The organism is Undibacterium sp. RuTC16W (assembly GCF_049339445.1).
In the GTDB taxonomy this organism is placed as follows: Bacteria; Pseudomonadota; Gammaproteobacteria; order Burkholderiales; family Burkholderiaceae_D; genus Undibacterium.
In genome coordinates this window covers 150,005-169,987 of sequence record NZ_JBMPPE010000009.1, presented here as the reverse complement: position 1 = coordinate 169,987, position 19,983 = coordinate 150,005, and the positions used below count along the sequence as shown (strand labels likewise).

The 19,983-nt window shown below is 48.7% G+C and carries 15 protein-coding genes; 6 read left to right on the top strand and 9 right to left on the bottom strand.

Going from position 1 to position 19,983, the window contains the following annotated elements; all coding sequences use genetic code 11:
- Positions 1-455 precede the first annotated feature (455 nt).
- A complete protein-coding gene (locus ACO0K4_RS16805; protein WP_422957812.1) occupies positions 456-3,173 on the bottom strand; it encodes a TonB-dependent receptor in 2,718 nt (905 codons plus the stop codon).
- 886 nt (positions 3,174-4,059) lie between these two features.
- Here ACO0K4_RS16805 and ACO0K4_RS16800 point away from each other — a divergent pair.
- On the top strand, positions 4,060-5,031 hold the full coding sequence (locus tag ACO0K4_RS16800) for a cupin-like domain-containing protein (RefSeq protein ID WP_422957811.1): 972 nt from the start codon (positions 4,060-4,062) through the stop codon (positions 5,029-5,031).
- 1 nt (position 5,032) lies between these two features.
- On the opposite strand, the gene ACO0K4_RS16795 is transcribed toward ACO0K4_RS16800, so the two are convergent.
- A complete protein-coding gene (locus tag ACO0K4_RS16795) occupies positions 5,033-5,920 on the bottom strand; it encodes a pirin family protein (protein WP_422957809.1) in 888 nt (295 codons plus the stop codon).
- Between the two features lie 122 nt (positions 5,921-6,042).
- Between ACO0K4_RS16795 and ACO0K4_RS16790 the strand changes: the two genes are divergently transcribed.
- Complete coding sequence (locus ACO0K4_RS16790) at positions 6,043-6,777, top strand: YoaK family protein (RefSeq protein ID WP_422957808.1); 735 nt, start codon at positions 6,043-6,045, stop codon at positions 6,775-6,777.
- Between the two features lie 70 nt (positions 6,778-6,847).
- On the opposite strand, the gene ACO0K4_RS16785 is transcribed toward ACO0K4_RS16790, so the two are convergent.
- Both ACO0K4_RS16785 and ACO0K4_RS16780 read right to left on the bottom strand, forming a co-directional pair.
- Positions 6,848-8,479 carry a peptide chain release factor 3 gene (locus ACO0K4_RS16785; RefSeq protein WP_422957818.1) on the bottom strand — a complete coding sequence of 544 codons (1,632 nt, stop codon included), beginning with the start codon at positions 8,477-8,479 and terminating at the stop codon, positions 6,848-6,850.
- Positions 8,480-8,683: 204 nt separating this feature from the next.
- Complete coding sequence (locus tag ACO0K4_RS16780) at positions 8,684-9,100, bottom strand: hypothetical protein (protein WP_422957807.1); 417 nt, start codon at positions 9,098-9,100, stop codon at positions 8,684-8,686.
- Positions 9,101-9,527: 427 nt separating this feature from the next.
- On the opposite strand from ACO0K4_RS16780, the gene ACO0K4_RS16775 reads away from it, so the two are divergent.
- The 4 genes from ACO0K4_RS16775 (at position 9,528) to ACO0K4_RS16760 (ending at position 14,302) form a co-directional block, all read left to right on the top strand.
- Positions 9,528-10,241, top strand: coding sequence for a PEP-CTERM/exosortase system-associated acyltransferase (locus ACO0K4_RS16775; protein WP_422957806.1), 714 nt, complete (start codon positions 9,528-9,530; stop codon positions 10,239-10,241).
- Between the two features lie 150 nt (positions 10,242-10,391).
- Positions 10,392-11,405: a S1/P1 nuclease gene (locus ACO0K4_RS16770; protein ID WP_422957805.1), complete on the top strand. Its 1,014-nt coding sequence runs from the start codon at positions 10,392-10,394 to the stop codon at positions 11,403-11,405.
- Positions 11,406-11,654: 249 nt separating this feature from the next.
- On the top strand, positions 11,655-13,511 hold the full coding sequence (sppA, locus tag ACO0K4_RS16765; RefSeq protein WP_422957804.1) for a signal peptide peptidase SppA: 1,857 nt from the start codon (positions 11,655-11,657) through the stop codon (positions 13,509-13,511).
- 281 nt (positions 13,512-13,792) lie between these two features.
- Positions 13,793-14,302, top strand: a complete 510-nt coding sequence (locus tag ACO0K4_RS16760) for a GAF domain-containing protein (protein ID WP_422957803.1) — start codon at positions 13,793-13,795, stop codon at positions 14,300-14,302.
- A 121-nt stretch (positions 14,303-14,423) separates the two neighbouring features.
- Here ACO0K4_RS16760 and ACO0K4_RS16755 read toward each other — a convergent pair whose 3' ends face one another.
- The 5 genes from ACO0K4_RS16755 to ACO0K4_RS16735 form a co-directional block, all read right to left on the bottom strand.
- A complete protein-coding gene (locus ACO0K4_RS16755; RefSeq protein WP_422957802.1) occupies positions 14,424-16,121 on the bottom strand; it encodes a long-chain-fatty-acid--CoA ligase in 1,698 nt (565 codons plus the stop codon).
- Between the two features lie 160 nt (positions 16,122-16,281).
- The gene (locus ACO0K4_RS16750) at positions 16,282-17,046 is read right to left on the bottom strand and encodes an SDR family oxidoreductase (RefSeq protein ID WP_422957800.1); all 765 of its coding nucleotides are present in this window, start codon (positions 17,044-17,046) and stop codon (positions 16,282-16,284) included.
- Positions 17,047-17,150: 104 nt separating this feature from the next.
- Positions 17,151-18,380 (bottom strand): acyl-CoA dehydrogenase, encoded by a 1,230-nt coding sequence (locus tag ACO0K4_RS16745; protein ID WP_422957799.1) that lies wholly within the window; start codon positions 18,378-18,380, stop codon positions 17,151-17,153.
- Positions 18,381-18,433: 53 nt separating this feature from the next.
- Positions 18,434-19,216 carry an SDR family oxidoreductase gene (locus tag ACO0K4_RS16740; RefSeq protein ID WP_422957798.1) on the bottom strand — a complete coding sequence of 261 codons (783 nt, stop codon included), beginning with the start codon at positions 19,214-19,216 and terminating at the stop codon, positions 18,434-18,436.
- 10 nt (positions 19,217-19,226) lie between these two features.
- Positions 19,227-19,961, bottom strand: coding sequence for a histidine phosphatase family protein (locus ACO0K4_RS16735; protein ID WP_422957797.1), 735 nt, complete (start codon positions 19,959-19,961; stop codon positions 19,227-19,229).
- Positions 19,962-19,983: the final 22 nt, after the last annotated feature.

Sequence of the window (19,983 nt, the reverse complement as noted above, 5' to 3'; positions counted from 1 at the left end):
AACTCGACTACTTTGACCCCTAATCCGTTGATCAGGGCGTACACGAGTACGACGTGAAATGCAACGACCAGCCCTATCCCTAGCAACTTCTTGCCCGGCTCTTGCTGGCGATTTGAAAAATCCATACAACAACTCCTGCGTCTCTTACGCTTATTCAGTTAACTCAAAAAAATGCACTTACGTCTTATCGATGAGGGAAGCACTTGATCATATGATCCAGGCAATCCAGGCAATAAATTGTCAATAGAAACTGTGACATGGATGCATCTGCGGTAATTTGTTGCAAATCACACGAGTATGGGAATGCACACAACCGATCAATCTGGCTGCATTCAAAATTTTTTATTGGTGAGACGATTCTGACAAAGAAGAAAGTGACGGAGCAATGCTCCATCACTTCGTGTCAGAGGACAATATCGCAGACATACTAAGGCTCAGCATGTCATGGATATCGATTACATCTTCGCGCGCAATGTCAGATAGAACTGACGACCACTTTGATAAATCGAACGCGGCTGATCTTCGTTCAGCGCATAGTATTTCAACGTTGGATTGTTCAGATTCTGCGCATCCAGAGAGATACTGAAGTTGTCATTGATCTTATAGCCAAAGGAGGCGGACACTGCACCCGTTGCTGCCTGGGAGAATGCTGTTTCACGATCAAGACCACTGAAGAAACTAGAACGATAGCTGTAAGATACACGCGCATTGAACTTGTCGTCTTCATAGTAACCGCTCAAGTTGAATGTATTCTTGGATGCACCGACAACCTCTTTGTTATCTGCATCTTTTGCATCAGCATAAGTGTAGTTAGAAGAGAAGCCGAAATGATTACCTAGTGGCTGTTCGTAAGCCAGTTCGATACCTTTGACTTTAGCGCTGGTGTTGATCGGCACAGACAAGATGTAAGGAACCATCGCGCCTTGTGGCACCTGAGCGCTGTAAGTCATGTAGCTCTTAGAGACTTGACCAATGCCTACATAGCTAGTTAGATCCATGTAAAATAAACCAGCAGAAACCAGCGAACGTGGCGCGAAATACCATTCCAGAGACGCGTCAAAGTTGTTTGAACGAATTGGTTTCAGATCCGGGTTAGCACCACTGCCGCTACCAACACCGCCGACTACTGCCGGAGGACTCAGACTGATAGAGCTCGCCAGAGCACCGAAATCAGGACGTGTCATCGTTTTGGAAATCGCAAAGCGAGCGACTACATCTTTTTGTACGTCAAAGCGCAAGTTACCGCTAGGCAGAACATCATTATAAGTATTGTCAAACTGTTGACGCACGAATGGACCAAACAATGAAGTTGTGATGGCACCAGGTGCTTTTGCATCAGCAGAGAAAGGTAACAAAACGCTTTCTTTTGTCTGCACAAAACGCAAGCCGAAGTTTCCGCTCCAGCCTTGACCTTCCAGATTGCTTTGGACATATGCTGCTGTCGTATTTTCTTTCAACGCAAACTCAGACGCCCAGTTTTCGCGTGAACCATCAGTTGGACGCAATGCGTATTTAGAGGCATAAGCTGCCAGTTGTTCCGCCGTGTAAGACCAGACATTAGTCGGGAAGTTGCCACCCAGACCGCTACCGAAATTACCTGGATAAGTTACGGTACCACCAGAAGGTAACGCACTCCATACCGCGCCACTCAGCTCAGGGCGTTGATTGTTGACGAAGTCATTATTACGCTTATGCTCAGTACCTCGCACACCAAATTTCAATGTAGTGAACACACCTTGATTAATCGCATACTCACCATCAAGCTTTGCCCACGTTTCTTTGTCTTTAACGTTGATTTGCTGATCACCGAAAATCCAGTCAAGACTGGTGTTAGCGTTACTTGCATTATTCGCGGAACCCAGACCCCAGCTAGCGGCACTACCGATACCGTTCAACGCCCATGATGCGCCAGTGCCCTTACCTGTATCCCATTCAGCAACGTCTTGTGTGGTCGTTTTACCGACGCCACTTGAAGTGCCCAACTGCGCATTCAACTTCAACGAACTATTGACTTTCCAATTTGCATCAACGTTGTAGAAATTGGTTTCAGAACCAGCATCAGGGCGAGAAATCTGATCGTAGATACCATATTGCGTACCAGCGACACCTGTAAAATTGGCTTTAGTCAAAGTCTTCACACCGTTAGTTGTCGTGACAACATAACCAGCATCCGGTGCCTGGCCATCGCCTTTATTGATGAAGTGAGTGCCCCACATCATGTAGTTGCGATTGTAGTTAGCGGCATCCAGGGTCGAGCTAAAAGCATTGAAATCAATCGAGAAATCATTGTTAGGCTTGAATTGAAAATCGATCAAACCACCTTGACGCTTACGTGTTTGTTCAAACAACGCAGAACCAACCAACACCGGATAATAAGCACCGGCTAAGTCGGGATTCGATTTTCCGACTTTGCTATTCGCACCGATCTGCTCGTAACCCAGCAATTCCTGACCATCGCGACGCAGACTGCGCTTTTCCGAGAACGCCTGAACCATGACACCGAAAGTGTTTGTGTCATTTTTCCAGTTCAGCAAGGCACTGACTTGTGGATCTGTCTTTTTAGGCAGATCGGCATACACTGCGCCCAAAGTGACTTCTGCGGTAAATTGCTTTTTGAACTCTAACGGCTTACGCGTGATGATGTCGATAGAACCGGCAACGCCACCTTCTACCAGACTGGCTTCAGAGCTCTTATGAACTTCAATACGGCTGACCAGTTCGGATGGCAACAGTGTATAACTGATGCTACGACCAACACCAGGGCCACTTTGATTCAATACAAACCAGTCGCCTGCAGCCATATTGTGGCCGTTGATCAATGTCTGGGTCAGACTTGGGTTAGTACCACGCATACTGACGCGATCGTTTTCATCGAAACCACCTTCATTGCCACTTGCGGAGCTGGTCGTTACGCCAGGAACGCGTTGCAGAGAATCAGCAACGTTCTTGTCCGGCATCTTGCCAATATCTTCTGCAGTGATCACTTCCAGATGTGATTCCGCATTACGCTTTTGATTCAAAGATTGTTGTGCCGCTGCACGGATACCAGTCACAACAACTTCTTGCGCTTTAGGTTCAACCTGTTGCGCGTGTGCCGAAATGGCGGCTGTCATTACCAGTACAGCAACGCCAGAAGCGATCGGCGTCAGTTTAGGTGTCGAATTACTTTTCATTTACTCCCCCAAGATTGATCAATCAAAACTACTTGATGCTCCACTGCCAGAGTTTTTGTTTTTCCAAGCAGATGAGCGTTTGGATACAACTTACTACTAAGCCTGAATTGCAAAACCACTTAAATACCACAATTGAAAACATATTTTTTAATGCGCTCTATAAATGCCTGCTCTTTGAAATATTTCTGCTTTTTTATCCGATTAAGATCAGGCGTCCTACACCAGCCTTAGCAAAACCAGCAGAACCAATTGCGAAACCTCGTCGTACCGATACCAGATTCTAGTGGCACGACATATTCCGAAATTTTTACCTCAAGATTTTTGCATTGAACTCACTGTAGATACCTCAAAAGTGGTTGTCAAGCGGTATCTACGTGGTATTATCGAAGTCATTATTGGTATTAATAATAGTCATTAAGAAAAACATATAAGCATATGTTTTTAAAATATTTTTATTTGAATAATTTAAATTTTTTAGAGAAGTGGACTGATTAGTTTTTACAACAGCAGAAGAATCTCATCTACTCTTATGAGAAGAATGTTTTTGTGATGAAATTTTTAATATCTGTGCCACCAATACAATCAGGGATTGCCCGACAAATCTCATGCTGGGCGATATTTTAAGTACCCTACAGATAGAAAAACAGGCCTTAATCATGTAGCCTGCAAGAAAATTGCTATTAGTTTCGTTAAGCATGCAAATAGTAAGCGCGTAATAGTCACATGTATTTTCATTCTTAAATTGGTATTAATGTCTTATTAAAAATTGGACTATTGGGTACAATAAATACCAAATGCAAAGATCCATGACCGAAGCCTCTCGCCAGTAATCACAATTTCGCCCACCACTGATCAGTGGCGGCGATCAATAACGACATATACAACCATGACAGCACAATTAGCCGCCATACGTGAATGGCGCGACGTCAGCAAAAAGACTCTTCTGAATGAGATTATTCCGGGCGGTCAACCAGCCGTATTGCGAGGATTTGTCGATGCCTGGCCAGCCGTCCGGCATGCCAAAATATCGGCCGCAGCGATCAGCACATACCTAAAAAAGCTCGACACAGGCAAACCTGTGGATGCCATTCTGACGCCACCGGAAGTCAGGGGAAGAATTTTTTATAACGAAAATCTGGATGGCTTTAATTTTTTACGTAATCAGGTCAGCGTATCTTCCGTCGTCGATCAGGCATTGCGTTATGCACAATTCGCCACAGCGCCGTCTGTCGCAATACAAAGCGCGATGATTACCGAATGCATGCCGCACTTTATCGATGAGCATGCACTGCCTTTCATGGACACACAGATTTTGCCAAGACTCTGGCTGGGCAATGCGATTACCACACCCGCACATATCGACACATCCTACAATATCGCTTGTGTAGTTAGCGGCAAACGTCGTTTCACTCTGTTTCCGCCTGCTCAGGTAGCCAATCTTTATATTGGTCCGCTCGACTTTGCGCCGACCAATTCACCAATCAGCATGGTGTCATTTAAGCAGCCGGATTTTGTTCGCTATCCCAAATTTAAAGATGCACTAACCCAGGCGCAGTTCACTGAACTGCAACCCGGCGATGCGATTTTTATCCCGACCTTGTGGTGGCATCATGTGGAATCACTGAATGCCTTTAATGTGCTGGTCAATTACTGGTGGACCAATGCCGTCGCTCCTGCGCAAGCGAGCACACCTTTCGAATGTCTGCTTCACTGCCTGAACAGTTTTAAGCACCTGCCACCCGATCAGCGCGAGGCCTGGGGCGCGCTTTTTCAGCATTATGTATTTGATGGCAGTGCCGATCCTGCTATACATCTACCTGCTAATCGGCGCGGGGTGCTCGCCGGCCGCTCAATATAAATCAACGCTCCGGTAACGGAATCCACTCTGACTCACCGGGTACTGGCGGAAAAATAGAGGTATCCTGATTCATCCATGCGATTTTTGCGGCATCAATTTTTTCCTTGTTACTGGCGACAAAATTCCACCATAACGCTGGTGGTGATTCCAGCGCCGCGCCGCCCAATAACATCAATGTCGTATCAGCACTTGCCAGGAGTGTCGCATTCTGGCCTTGCTCCAGCACAATCAATGTACCGGCAGGAACAGGCTCGCCATCCAGAAGGACACTACCCTCAACGATGTACACGCCGCGCTCGGGATAATTCGCGGTTTCATTTGAAATAAATAAGCTGCGGCCTTTGGAAAGCCAGCCCGCTACATACAAGGTAGGGCTATGACAAGCGACTGGGGAGATCTGTCCGTATGCCTGTCCCGCCAGCACATGCAACCGTACACCATCCTGCTCTATCATCGGCAAATCCTTCGCGGGATAGTGATGAAAAGCTGGTGCGATGTCCTCATCACTGGCGGGTAAAGCTACCCACATCTGCAAACCCTGAATTGCTATTTGCTGTTCACGGATGTCTGCCGGCATACGCTCAGAATGGACAATTCCACGTCCCGCCGTCATCCAGTTGATATCACCGGGAACAATGCGCTGCACGCTTCCCAGACTATCCCTATGCATCATCGCACCCGAAAACAAATAGGTCACCGTTGCCAGGCCAATATGCGGATGTGGTCGTACATCACCCACATGCGTTCCGGCCTCAAATAAAGCCGGCCCCATATGATCAAAAAACACAAAGGGACCGATACGGCGCACGTCTGCATCCGGCAACAGGCGCCGGATAGGAAAGCCGATGTCACGAGTCTGGCCATGGATTAATTTACGGATGCTAGTCATTACATGTCCTTTGTATCTGGATGATCTTTTTTCTAGATTAATTGAGGGTAGCATCTTGCAAGATTTTCTGTCAGCGCGCTACACTGAGTTCTTGCCCCGCATAAAGTCTGTCATAGCCTCTCATGCCGATTCAGTATCTCGCTCAACTTACCTCACCTAAGCGCACGGCTCAAGCGAATTTGCACTTAGGTGTCACGCTGGCGAGTATCGCAGGCGCATTGAATGCAGGCGGCTTTCTGGCAGTCGGTCAATATACCTCACACATGACTGGCATTGTCTCCTCCGCAGCCGATGACTTGATCCTTGGCAGACTGATTCCCGCCTTTGCCGCGGCGCTGATGCTATGCGCCTTTGTTCTTGGATCTGCCAGTACCGCACTCATGGTGAATTATGCCAAGCGTAATACACCACATTATATTTACGCCCCCGTATTGCTGCTGGAAGCAAGTTTGCTGATCGTATTTGGCCTGGTTGGTACAAGTCTACGTCAGCACGAAGTTATCACCGTGTCCTTCACAGCAGTATTGCTATGCTATGTAATGGGCTTGCAAAATGCACTGATTACTAAAATCTCTAATGCAGAAATCAGAACGACACATGTCACAGGATTGGTAACCGATGTCGGAATAGAGCTAGGCAAAATGATTTACTGGAACCGGGATAAAGTCAATCCAAGTCACGGGGAAGTTGTAGCTAACCGCTACAAACTGAGATTACATCTCATGCTGATCAGTGCGTTTTTTTGCGGAGGATTATTGGGTGCCGCAGGATTTAAATATCTGGGCTTTATTTCGACATTGCCTTTGGCTCTGGCACTGGTGGCACTGTCGATTGCGCCACGATTCAAATCCGTATAAACGCAAAGAAAAAAGCGCCTCATCATGATCAGTGATGAGGCGCTTTTTTGTTCTTCGCTACAGACGAGGATCAATCCAATTTAGCAGCATGCTCGCGCGTCGCATGGAACACAACACCCGGCCAGCGCTCCTGAGTGAGTTTTAAGTTCACACCCGAAGTCGCAAGATAAGCCATGTTTCCGGCTGCATCAAAAGCAATATTGCCACCGGCACTGGAACGCTCAAAATCTGCCAGCATTTTTTTATCATCGCAGGTAATCCAGCGCGCGCTGCTGATACTGGTTCCTTCAAATACGGCATCGACACCGTATTCGTTTTTCAAACGGCTAGCGACCACTTCAAACTGCAAGACACCGACTGCGCCCAGTACCAGATCACTGCTGACTACGGGTTTGAATACCTGTACTGCACCCTCTTCACCTAGCTGCTGCAAGCCTTTTTGTAATTGCTTGATTTTGAGTGGATTCAGAATACGTGCCGTGCGGAAAAAATCCGGTGCAAAATAAGGAATGCCGGTAAATTGCAATAATTCACCCTCAGAAAAACTATCCCCGATCTGCATATTGCCGTGGTTCGGCAAACCGATAATATCGCCGGCATATGCTTCTTCCACTTGCTCGCGTGACGATGCCATAAAAGTCACGACCGACGATACTTTGATATCGCGATTCAGACGCAAGTGTTTGAGTTTCATACCGCGTTCAAAACGACCTGAGCAAACCCGCAGGAAAGCAATGCGATCCCTGTGAGCCGGATCCATGTTCGCCTGAATCTTAAAAATAAAACCGGAGAATGGCACTTCAGTTGGCACGACAGAACGCACGCTGGCATCGCGCTCACGCGGCGCGGGAGCCCAGTCGAGCAAGGCGTTCAGAATTTCACGCACACCAAAGTTATTGATCGCCGAACCGAAAAACACCGGTGTCTGCACGCCAGCCAAAAAGTCAGCAAGACTGAACGGATGAGATGCGCCATGTACCAGTTCAACCTCCATCTTCAGTTGTTCGATTTCCAGCGGAAACATTTCTGCCAGACGCGGATTGTCGATACCTTTGATCACTTCGAACTCTTGATCGGCACGCTCGCTACCCGGGGTGAACAACAAGATTTCGTCGCGCAGAATATGGTAGACACCGCGGAAAGTCTTGCCCATACCGATAGGCCAGGTGACGGGGGCGCACTGGATTTTAAGCACAGACTCCAGCTCGTCAAGCAACTCCAGAGGATCACGTGTTTCACGATCCATCTTATTGACGAAAGTAATAATCGGCGTATTACGCATGCGGCAGACGTTCAGCAGCTTCAGTGTCTGTTCTTCCACACCCTTGGCAGCATCGATCACCATTAAGGCAGAATCGACAGCGGTCAATACGCGATAGGTATCTTCGGAGAAGTCTTGGTGACCAGGCGTATCCAGCAAGTTCACCACATGATCTCGGTACTCGAACTGCATGACCGAGGACGCGACGGAAATACCGCGTTGCTTTTCGATCTCCATCCAATCGGAAGTGGCGTGACGACCGCTCTTACGCGCCTTTACCGTACCCGCCAACTGGATCGCACCGGAAAACATCAGCAACTTTTCAGTCAGTGTTGTCTTACCCGCATCCGGATGGGAAATAATACCGAAAGTACGGCGGCGGGCGACTTCACGCTGGATCAAATCGCTGGAGACAACACTGAGAGGAGCGTCGGACTGAATTGCTTCAGATTCGTTGGAAGGAGTAAGGTCAGACACGGTAATGGCCAAATTAAGCAAAGCTGCCTAGTTTAACGGTGTTTAGGGTTTGTGTCGAATAGACTACTGCTATGGCAAAAATCGCGACAGCGAAGATGAGAAAAGCTACCTCAAACCTGGCCTGACATGGGGCATAGATAAAGACAGCTCAAAAAAGGCAGATCAAAATCAGACATGCGATTTTGCATAATCCAGGCATCGCTGGCGAACCCAGTCGCGAGCATCTGGGTAATCATCAAAAAATTCTATCGGACAGATGTCTTTATAAAATTTCTCGTACACAGGCTCAATAAAATTCCGCCCGTCTACGTCTGGTGCCGCCACATATACGCTGCCAACTAACTGATATTTGCCAACTGCACCACGCGCTTTATCTGTGAGCAATTGCAAGGCTTCTTTTGGACAAAGCAAGGAATTGCTGACGATGGCAATCGTACCCCAAGGGCCTTTAAGCGAGAGTTCCTGAATCGTGGGCAGCATGGAATCTACCCACTCTTGAACCAGCTCGGTATTCCAGGGGCCGGTCACTTCTGAGACCAAAATCTGGCCATCCGTATAAATTTTAAAATTTCCGTGGGGTCGCATACACTACTCTTATAAATGTAATAACAAGTTTTTAGAAATGCGTACTACTATTGGCATATCTTGAAAACCAAGTTGAATCGACATAGGAGTTCATGTGATACGGAAACTTTTTTACAAAAGACTCGGCACTTTGTTGATGCAACAAATGATCAAAAATTGATACGGATGTTTGCAGTCAAATAGTGAATGAACGACAATGCTATGACTGAATTTTAGTGTCTTCGGCCATTTAACAATGTGAAGCAAGGTTACAAATTTGTTAAACAATCTTAAGCATTGATTCGCAATCAAATGCAACAAAGAGTCAATTACTATTTGAATAATCACACTGATAAATGAAAGCGTAATGACTTCGTCTTTGATCAACGAGAAGAAACGATAGACCACTAGGATTCTGATTGTTGACCACGTCTCCACAAGGCTGCTGATGTTTTATGTAAAAAGAGTAAAAAAGCAGGATGAGCTGCAAAAGATATTTGCTCTGCGCTACCAGGTGTATTGTCTCGAAAAGATGTTCCTGGATGCCAAGGATTATCCCGAGGGCACAGAGAATGACGACTATGATGAATCGGCAATTCACTTGGGTGCGTTTGCCTCGGGTGACAATATCGTGGGCTCCTTACGTCTGGTGCGTTCGACCACCATGCACTTCCCGATTTTTGATCACTGCAAGGTCTCACAACTCCCCAAAGGTGCAAGCTCGCTGGAGTTTGCCGAAATATCCCGGCTTATCATCAGCAAGAAAAAAAGAGCCATGATACGGCCACCGAAACAAACGACACCGCCTTCAATCGGCGCAGTACGCAGCGACTTTACCGATTTTGGGATCTCCGATTTATTGATGGAACTGTTTCGCGTGATGTTTACTTATTCAAAACAGCGCGGCATCAAATATTGGCTCGCCGCGATGGAGCCTAGCCTGATGCGCCTGCTGCAATACCATCATTTTAATTTTCGGCAAGTAGGCCCTGCGACCGACTACTACGGGCAGGTCATTCCCTGCATTGCCTCTCTGGAAGAAATCGAGGAACAGTTCTCGCAACAAAATCGTGAATTCTTCCTGGAATTTGCCAAACATATGACGGACCCGAGAATTGGTATTCATGAAGAAACGATGTGGCCTCCCAAAGAATTCAGATAATGGGTATACCAAAACGGATGCTACCTATATGAAACTCCGTGGAACAATCCGGCAGACATAGCAGTCTGAGTAAAAAGATGGTTTAATCTTTCTCTTGGTTAACTTATATCAACGCTAAGCTTAGCGCCCCTGAATTTCACTGGATCTCGCATGACAAAAAAATTTATTGCTGGCGTCTTAGCCAGTATCGCCCTGCTTCCGCAACTCGCCTTTGCATGGGGAGCAGACGGCCATCAGACTGTCGGGGCTATCGCTGACAATATGCTGGCTGGCACCAAGGCCGCTAGCAAAGTCAAAAGTCTTTTAGGCACGCGCACACTAGAGCAGATCTCGGTGTGGGCAGATTGCGCCAAAGGAATCAGCCCCGAAAAAGATTTTGCGTACACAGTGACGGGACGTTTCGCTGAATGTCAGCCATTTGAAAATCCTGAGGATATTCAAGCCTTCGCCGATTTTGTACGCCGGAATAACAATGCTTGCAATCCTGGCGCGGATGAAGAGACCTGCCACAAGCAATATCACTACACCGACATCAGCCTGCAGCATGATCATTACAAAACCGGCTTTGCCGGCACCAATGATCACGACATCGTGAACGCTATTCAAGCAACCATCGCTGTCTTGCGTGGGCAAAAAGCGCCAGCCCCGTTCAACATCAAGGACGAGCGCGAAGCCCTGATGCTGCTGACCCACTATGTTGGAGATATCCATCAGCCTCTGCATGTAGGATCGATTTTTCTGGACGCCGATGGCAAAATCATCAACCCGGATGATAAGGGATTAGATAAAACTACTAATACGATAGGTGGCAATGCACTGCAATGCCCCTGCGGCAATCTGCATTCTTTATGGGATGACCTGCCACAGAACTTCAAGCGCGGCAGAATGAACGACTTCCTGACGAAAAAAGCCAAGACAATCGCAAAAGACACAGCTCCTCCGGAACAGTGGGCGGTCCTGTGGGCCGATGACGCCATTCGCAATGCGCGTATCGTTTTTGCAGGCGCTCAGTTCAGTGAACGTACACCCAATGTCAAAGGCAATAACTGGTCAATCGCCTTACCTCTGGCGTATGAAAGAACGATGGCACAAGTCAAAGAAGAGTCGCTGACCAAAGCAGGTGCGCATCTGGCGCAATTGCTGCAAACGATCTGGCCTGACTAAGGAGTAAGATGAATGCCTCATCAGGATTGCTATTTTGCTTCGATAAATCCTGACAAACTAAGGCATTCATTATTCGTTTGAGATGTTCATTCGAAATCAACATTTAAGATGTTAGTTTTCTGTATTCTGTAATTTTTGTTTATGGTAGTCGTTATGCGTAGTTGCCCGAACTGCTATTGATACGTCACTATTTCATTGAACGCTGCCGTCTGTCCGCAGCGTGTTTAAAATCTATAACCAGGAGTGCCTATGTCTTTCTCACCCTTTCGCTGGATCAAGAACAGTATCGTTTTTGTCTGGAAGACGCTGGATTTTGGCCGCCGGCTGATCCTCAATTTCATTTTACTGGCACTCCTGATTGCGCTGGCGGTAGGCATATTTGGTGGATCTGCAAAAAAAATTGACGACAAAACAGCTCTGCTGCTGGATCTGAAAGGCACACTGGTTGAACAAAATGCCGGCAGTCTGCGTGACAACGTTCTGGCAGAAGCGCAAGGTAACGCAAAAAAAACAACGCAGTTGCGTGACATCCTGACCGTACTCGATGCAGCAGGCAAAGATCCCAAGATCACCAGTGCGGTCTTGCTGCTCGATGAGATGCAAGGTGCAGGCTTGCCGATGCTGCGCGAAGTCGCCGCCGCGATTGATCGCTTCAAGGCCAATGGCAAAACGGTCGTCGCCTGGGGCTCTAGTTACGATCAGCGCCAATACTATCTGGCCTCGCATGCCACCGAGGTTTATTTGCACCCTATGGGCAATATCATGCTGAACGGCTTTGGCCGGTATCGCAATTACTATCGTGATGCACTCGATAAAATCGGGATCACCGTCAATCTACTGAAGGTCGGTACCTATAAGAGTTTTGCCGAACCGTACATTGCCAATGAACCGTCTGCCGCCGCGACCGAAGCCGAGAGCTTCTTGTATAACGCGATGTGGGCAACCTACACCGGCGATGTAGAAAAAGCGCGCAAGCTGCCTGCTGGCAGCATCATGCAAGGCATCGACCAATTACCGGAACTGCTCAAAGTCACAGGCGGAGACATCGCCAAAATGGCCGTCAATACCAAACTGGTCGACGGTCTGAAGACACGTGACGAGTTGCGTCAACTGATGATAGGCAAAGGTGTCAAAGACGATCAGAACAAGAGCTTCAAGCAGGTTGGCTTTGACGATTATCTGGCTCGTCAGGTACCCAAATTTCTCGGTGATGCCGTCGGTGTTGTGATTGCAGCCGGCGAGATCAGCGAAGGCACTGCGCCAGCCGGATCAATCGGCGGACTGTCAACAGCAAATCTGATTCGCAAAGCGCGCGAGGACGACCAGATCAAAGCGATTGTCTTACGCGTCGACTCACCTGGTGGCAGCGCCTTCGGTTCAGAACTCATCCGTCGAGAACTTGAACTGACTCGCAATGCAGGCAAACCCGTTGTCGTCTCTATGGGCAATGTCGCCGCCTCTGGTGGTTACTGGATCTCGATGTCGGCAGATGAAGTGATTGCCGATGCAACGACAGTGACAGGATCAATCGGCGTATTTGCCATCTTGCCGACGGCTGAAAAAGCACTGGATAAAATTGGCGTCCATACCGGTGGTACAACAACGACCTGGCTGGGCGATGGTTTCAATCCTATGCGTCCTTTGAACCCAAAATTCGGCGAAGTCATTCAGGCAAGTATCAATCATATTTATGACGACTTCACTAGCAAAGCCGCCAAAGCGCGCAAGACCACGCCGGACAAAATCGATGCAGTGGCACAAGGCCGCGTATGGACAGGTCAGCAAGCCAAAGAACGCGGCTTGATCGATACGGTGGGCAGCTATGGTGACGCAATTAAATCTGCGGCAGCACGCGCCAAACTCGGCAAAGATTTCCGCGTTTCTTACATCGAACGGGAACCCTCAAAATTTGATCGCCTCTTCACTATGTTCGGCGCCTCCGTTACCCAAGTCTTGAATGATCAGTTTAAGCTCGCCTTAGTACCGACGGGTGTACCACCAGCAGCGGCAACACAAATCGCTAAAGAGTTGAGCTGGCTGGCGGACCTGAATAAAGAAGGCAAAGGCTACGCGGTGATGACACATTGTCTGTGCGGCGTTCCCTGAATCGTCGATTCTCAGATGATCTGAAAAAAGCGAGCCTGATAGCTCGCTTTTTTATTTTCAGTATTTATTTTCAAGTTTGATAGTTTGAGTTTTTTAAAATTCCGAGTCTCTGTATTTCCAAGCATTAGGAAAAAATAATAGCAAAACCGACTTCCTGTTTTGTGAGATTAGTTGCACCCAATACCTACATACACCGTTACGCCATTTGAAATTCGGGCTCAGCACTCATGTCAGCACAGCGATATAATGCTCAACCTTAGTCTTTATTTCTCAGTCCCATTATGTTCACACCTCCTGCTGCCAGTACACAACCCGATTACGCTCTGCTCATCCGTCAAGTCAGCAGTATCCTGGAAGGTGAAACCGATCTTACGGCGAATGCCGCACAATTTTCTGCGCTGGTGTATGACACGATTGCCGATCTGAACTGGGCAGGTTTTTATCTGGTTAAACCGGCGAAAGCTAGCTCCGGCGGTACGCAGCAGGAATTATTAGTTGGTCCGTTTCAGGGTAAAGTTGCCTGCGCCCGTATCCCATTCAGCAAAGGTGTCTGTGGCGCATCGGCATCGCAACGCCGGACTATTTTAGTGCCAGACGTACATGCGTTCCCGGGCCATATCGCGTGCGACTCTGCGTCAAATGCCGAGATCGTGATCCCTGTGATAAAAAATGGCGAGCTGTATGGCGTGTTTGATATCGATAGCCCAAGCCTGAATCGATTCAATGAAGAAGATCAGGCGGGCTTAGAGGCGATGGTTGCGGCCTTTGTCGCTGCGACAGATTTTACATAGTCGTTTTGCAGAAAAAACAAAAAGCACCGGTGAATGCCGGTGCTTTTTTTATTCCTCAAATTTAATTAAAACTGAATTACTGAATTACTGAAATTATTTGAATTACCCGGAGTAGCAATAATTAAGCACGGGACTTTCTTGCCTCTTCTTCATACAATTCTTTTTTAGACAATTTACCGACTGGTGTCTTTGGCAAATCGGCACGGATCTCCATTGCCTGCAACATTTCATGCTTGCCCAGTTTGTCGTTCAAGAACTCCTTTAACTCTTCCAGAGTAAAGCCTTCAGCACCGGTTTTGAGCTTGATAAAAGCTTTCGGTGACTGGCCACGATACTCATCAGGTATACCGATCACACTGACTTCGGCTACCGATGGATGCTCATATACCGCCTCTTCGATATTGCGCGGATAGACGTTGTAACCGCCGCACAAAATCATATCTTTCGTGCGATCTACAATGTAGACAAAGCCTTCTGTATCCATGTAGCCGACATCGCCGGTACGGAAGAAACCATCCGCCGTAAATGACTCGGCAGTGGCCTCCGGCTTCTTCCAATATCCTTTCATGATATTCGCTCCGGCGACACAAATTTCTCCACGTTCACCTATGGGGACATATTTGCGTGCGTCGTCGACACTAGCAAATTTAAACGTAATACCTGGGGTTGGTAATCCGCACGATCCGGGCTTACGCGGACTCATGATAGATGTAAAGGTCCCGGTCGGCGAGGTCTCAGTCATTCCCCAGCCTTCAAGCAAAGTGCAGCCGGTGATGCTCTGAAATTGTTGCAGCACTTCCGCTGGTAAAGGTGCGCCACCGGAGTTGCAGAATTTTAGCGAACTCAAATCATGATTCTTGATATCGGGATAATGGATGATCGCGGTGTACATCGTCGGCACACCTGGAAATACGGTAATCTTTTTCGATGACAAATCTTTGACTACGGCATCGACATCAAAACGCGTATGCAAAACGATCTCGGCGCCCAGCCGTATGCCGAATAACATATCTACCGTGAGGGCATAGATATGGAATAGCGGCAGCACTGCAAGCAGGCGCTCTGCCCCTTCGGTCAATACGGGCGGATCGACATTCAGGGTCTCCATGATCTGACTGACCGCAGTGGTCAGGTTGCCATGCGTGAGCATCGCACCTTTTGGCAAACCCGTGGTACCACCGGTGTATTGCAAGACCGCGACCGTCTCTTTGGGATCTGTCGCAGCGATTGCCTGATACTGTCCGTCGTTTGCCAGTAACTGTGCGAAAGGCACGTGCAAGGCATCTGCCGGAATGGCGCATAGCTGCTGTGCCTTGTCGAGACTGGCGCGTACTGCATCTGGGTAAGGCGACATCTCGGCGATGTTACCGATGATGAGTTTTTGCAGGCGCGTATGACCGAGCATTTTCGCCATCTGCGGATACAGCATCACCATATCCAGCGTGACCAGCATATCGGTTTCGCTATCGGCTATCTTATGTTCGAGGACTTTTTCAGCATCGAGAGGCGAGTAATTGACGACCGTACCACCTGCTTTGAGGACCGCAAAAAAACTGATTACATAGTGCGGAGTGTTGGGCAAGAACAGGCCGACATGAACGCCAGGCTTCACACCGATCTGCTGAAATCCTTTGGTCGCCTGATTGACCTGGGCGTGCAATTCACGATACGTGGTTTTCTTGCCCATGAATTCCAGCGCAACATGATCCGGCCATTTGGCAAACGCCTCATCGAGCAATTGCGGCACCGGCATGATGGGCAACTCCGCATCCCAACGTACGCCAGCGGGGTAAGATTGTATCCAGGGAAAATCACTCATATTGTCTCTCTCACTCGGTTGGAAATGAAATATATCGTGGGTAGTAAATTACCATACTCCCACCTGTATTTTTTAATCACCCAATAAAAACCTGAAGTATATGCCCTATTTTTTGACATACTCCCTTTTAAATCTATATTTAATGGCACAAAGACCGTGATCAGATTGCCGTCAGCCCCCCATCCACTGCAAGCTGATGTCCCGTCACAAATGATGATAAATCAGAACACAGCCACAGCGCTGCATTGGCGATTTCTTCGGCTTCGCCAATGCGGCCAATCGGATGAATACTCTTGATGGTTTTTTCGCGGCGAGGTTCGCGCTCAAGCGCATGTGTCAGCATCGGCGTACGGATCACACCGGGACAAACGGAGTTGACGCGAATACCGGCGCGACCGTATTCTGCCGCCGCCGTTTTGGTGAGGCCAACTACCGCATGTTTGCTTGCAGCATAGATCGGCTGCAAGGGTGCTCCGACCAGACCTGCGACCGAGGCGGTATTGACGATATTGCCGCCGCCTTGCTTCAGCATCTGGGCAATCTCATACTTCATGCATAACCAGACACCTTTGACGTTCACATTCATGATTTTGTCAAAGGTCGCCTCGTCCGAACCAGCGAGTGGTAAATGTTCAATCTCGATCCCGGCATTATTGAATGCGCAGTCCAATCGACCGTAAGCATCGACAATCCCATGGATCAGTGCCTCGACTTCAGCGGCGTTCGCGATATCCGTTTTCACAAAACGTACCGTACCACCTGCTTGCGCGATCATCGCCTGCGTCTCTTCAGCACCAGCCACATCAATATCAGCAATCGTCAGGCGGGCACCGGCTCTGGCAAATGCCAGTGCCGCAGCGCGACCAATGCCGCTGGCCGCGCCAGTAACCAATACGGATTTTTCTTTAAATGTCATATCTGTCATTGCTTCGTTCCCGTTGAATTAATTTACAGTTCTATGATGCGAAAATCCCCGGCAAGCTTCAATATCGAATTAAAGCTTACCGGGGCGAAGAATAACGGTGCTGATTAGTGTGCGCCGATCTTATATTTTTTCAATTCCATTTTGCCGATCTGGTTACGATGAACCTCATCAGGACCATCTGCCAGACGCAAGGTACGCGCTTGCGCATAAGCATAAGCAACCCCAAAATCATTCGAGACCCCACCACCACCATGCGCCTGGATCGCCCAGTCAATGACGGTGCAGGCCATATTCGGTGCAGCGACTTTGATCATCGCGATTTCTTTCGCGGCAGCTTTGTTGCCTACGGTGTCCATCATCTGCGCAGCATTTAAGACCAGTAAGCGGGCCTGATCAATCAAGATGCGGCTATTGGCAATACGCTCCAGGGTAACGCCCTGCTCTGCTACCGGCTTGCCGAAAGCAACCCGTTGCAATGAGCGTTTGCACATATCTTCCAGCGCGCGCTCTGCCAAGCCGATCAGGCGCATGCAGTGGTGAATACGGCCAGGGCCAAGGCGACCTTGGGCAATTTCAAAACCACGTCCTTCACCCAACAAAATATTCGATACCGGTACACGTACATTGTCAAAAACGACCTCGCCATGTCCGTGTGGTGCGTCGTCATAACCAAAGACTGGTAAGGCGCGCAAAATCGTTACACCCTTGGTGTCACGCGGCACGATGATCATCGATTGCTGCTTATGGCGATCGGCATTATCCGGATCGCTCTTACCCATGAAAATAAAAACTTTGCAGCGTGGATCATTAGCGCCGGAAGACCACCACTTGCGTCCATTGATGACATACTCATCACCCTCACGCACAATCGATGCTTCGATATTCGTTGCATCTGATGAAGCCACCGCAGGCTCGGTCATCGCGAAGCAAGAACGGATCTCGCCATTCAGCAAAGGCTTCAGCCATTTTTCCTGATGCTCCGGTGTCCCGTAACGGGCAAAGACTTCCATGTTGCCAGTATCCGGTGCAGCACAGTTAAAGACTTCAGCAGACCACAGAGAACGGCCCATGATTTCGCACAGCGGCGCATACTCAAGATTGGTGAGACCCGCGCCGTGGCTGGATTCTGGCAAGAACAAGTTCCACAAATCAGCTGCACGCGCCTTGGCTTTCAGTTGCTCGACAATCTTCGTTGGAATCCAGGGATTACCAGTTTTACGGTTCGCTTCGATCTCGCCGTAGAAGGTGGCTTCATTTGGATAAATATGTTCATCCATGAAGGCGATTAAACGCGCTTGCAGTGCTTTTACTTTGGGGCTGTATTGGAAATCCATGCTGTGTCCTTGCAAAAAAATGGGTAGTCGTTTGTCTTATAAAAATGAGCTGATCAACTGATCAGATAGCCACCATCAACGTTAATACAGGCGCCTGTTGTGTAGCTTGCGGCCTGCGACGCGAGATACAGGACAGTGCCCGCCATCTCGCTGGGTTCGGCAATCCGTTTCACCGGAATACGGCTTAAGGCTTTTTCCAGAATCACCGGGTTGTGAAATAAAGCAGAGGCAAATTTAGTATCGGTTGCACCAGGTAATAAGGCATTGACACGGACGCCCATGGGGGCACACTCCAGCGCAAACGATTTGGTCATGGCGATGACGGCAGCCTTGGTGATGGAATAGATACCTTGCATTGCCCCCGGAATCACGCCGTTGACAGAAGCCACATTGACGATGCTGCCACCACCGTTTTTTGCCATCATTTTGACGCCGGCGGATGACATGAAGAAGTAGCCGCGGATATTCACATCCACCGTTTTTTGGAAGGCACTGGCATCGGTCTCCGTGATATGTCCAAAGTGAGGATTGGTTGCGGCGTTGTTGACCAGAATATCGAGCCGTCCGTGCGCGGCTTCTATATCGACAAACAAGGCGTCGATTTGCGCCAGCTCACCGATGTGGCAGGCACGTGCCTCTGCCTTGCCACCAGCAGCCTTGATGGCGGCGACAACCGTCTCACAGGCATCTGCCTTGCGGCTGGATACAATCACGGTGGCACCATGCGCTGCCAGCGTTTTTGCCACTTCTTCACCAATGCCGCGACTGGCACCGGTGACGAGCGCCACTTTGCCGCTCAGATCAAAAAGATCAACCGAATCAGTCGAATTTGTCATGCGCCAGCTCCTATACGTAGGTAATGTGTTTGGGGAGATTTAATTGTTCAAGGTGAGCAAAATTATTCAGGTAGGCAAGCGCCAGTCTGGCGGGCTTGCCCTCCGATGGCGGCTGTAAGTGAAGACGGGTCACGGCGCTGTTCACCAGCGACCAGTTCAGTTCAGAAAACTTCGCGTCAGGAAAATCCAGTACATGCTGGCAAATGGCAGAAATCGTGCCACCCGAGGTAAATATCACAATATTTTTTGCGGTGTCGGGATGATGAATCTGGCGCTCCAGAGCAGCAATACACCGCTGGCGAAAAGCCGTCCAGGTTTCTGAATACTCCTGATCAAACTGCCCCGACATCCAGCGCGTAATCGCTTGCGCAAAGATATCTTGAAACGCCTGTTTGCCATTTGGTGTCGTGAGCAAGAACCGCTTTACCTCAGCTGGATCATCGAAGGCTGGCACATGTTTGGCTAATACCTCGTGGTGGTGGTACTCGTTAAAGTCAGGGTCACACTCCCAGTCCGCAACATTGAGCCTGTCTTCGGCGATGCCCTGTAAGCAAGCGATCGCCGCACGTGCGGTCTGTACGTGACGGTGCAATTTACCTGTGACTACCCGCGACACGCTCAGATCGCGTGCGGCCCACCAACGCCCCAGATGCTGCGCCTGCTCCTTGCCTAACTCAGATAGCTGATCATAATTTTGATTGCCGAAGGAAGCCTGCCCATGTCGAACCAGATAAATTTGTGCCATTGCGACGACCCCTCAGTTTGCA

What these genes read in the sequence shown, in the direction of transcription:
- sppA (WP_422957804.1), top strand. Translation starts at nt 11,655, where the DNA reads ATGTCTTTCTCACCCTTTCGCTGGATCAAGAACAGTATCGTTTTTGTC.
- ACO0K4_RS16790 (WP_422957808.1), top strand. Translation starts at nt 6,043, where the DNA reads ATGCCGATTCAGTATCTCGCTCAACTTACCTCACCTAAGCGCACGGCT.
- ACO0K4_RS16755 (WP_422957802.1), bottom strand. Translation starts at nt 16,121, where the DNA reads ATGAGTGATTTTCCCTGGATACAATCTTACCCCGCTGGCGTACGTTGG.
- ACO0K4_RS16780 (WP_422957807.1), bottom strand. Translation starts at nt 9,100, where the DNA reads ATGCGACCCCACGGAAATTTTAAAATTTATACGGATGGCCAGATTTTG.
- ACO0K4_RS16770 (WP_422957805.1), top strand. Translation starts at nt 10,392, where the DNA reads ATGACAAAAAAATTTATTGCTGGCGTCTTAGCCAGTATCGCCCTGCTT.
- ACO0K4_RS16775 (WP_422957806.1), top strand. Translation starts at nt 9,528, where the DNA reads ATGTTTTATGTAAAAAGAGTAAAAAAGCAGGATGAGCTGCAAAAGATA.
- ACO0K4_RS16795 (WP_422957809.1), bottom strand. Translation starts at nt 5,920, where the DNA reads ATGACTAGCATCCGTAAATTAATCCATGGCCAGACTCGTGACATCGGC.
- ACO0K4_RS16750 (WP_422957800.1), bottom strand. Translation starts at nt 17,046, where the DNA reads ATGACAGATATGACATTTAAAGAAAAATCCGTATTGGTTACTGGCGCG.
- ACO0K4_RS16740 (WP_422957798.1), bottom strand. Translation starts at nt 19,216, where the DNA reads ATGACAAATTCGACTGATTCGGTTGATCTTTTTGATCTGAGCGGCAAA.
- ACO0K4_RS16760 (WP_422957803.1), top strand. Translation starts at nt 13,793, where the DNA reads ATGTTCACACCTCCTGCTGCCAGTACACAACCCGATTACGCTCTGCTC.
- ACO0K4_RS16805 (WP_422957812.1), bottom strand. Translation starts at nt 3,173, where the DNA reads ATGAAAAGTAATTCGACACCTAAACTGACGCCGATCGCTTCTGGCGTT.
- ACO0K4_RS16745 (WP_422957799.1), bottom strand. Translation starts at nt 18,380, where the DNA reads ATGGATTTCCAATACAGCCCCAAAGTAAAAGCACTGCAAGCGCGTTTA.
- ACO0K4_RS16735 (WP_422957797.1), bottom strand. Translation starts at nt 19,961, where the DNA reads ATGGCACAAATTTATCTGGTTCGACATGGGCAGGCTTCCTTCGGCAAT.
- ACO0K4_RS16800 (WP_422957811.1), top strand. Translation starts at nt 4,060, where the DNA reads ATGACAGCACAATTAGCCGCCATACGTGAATGGCGCGACGTCAGCAAA.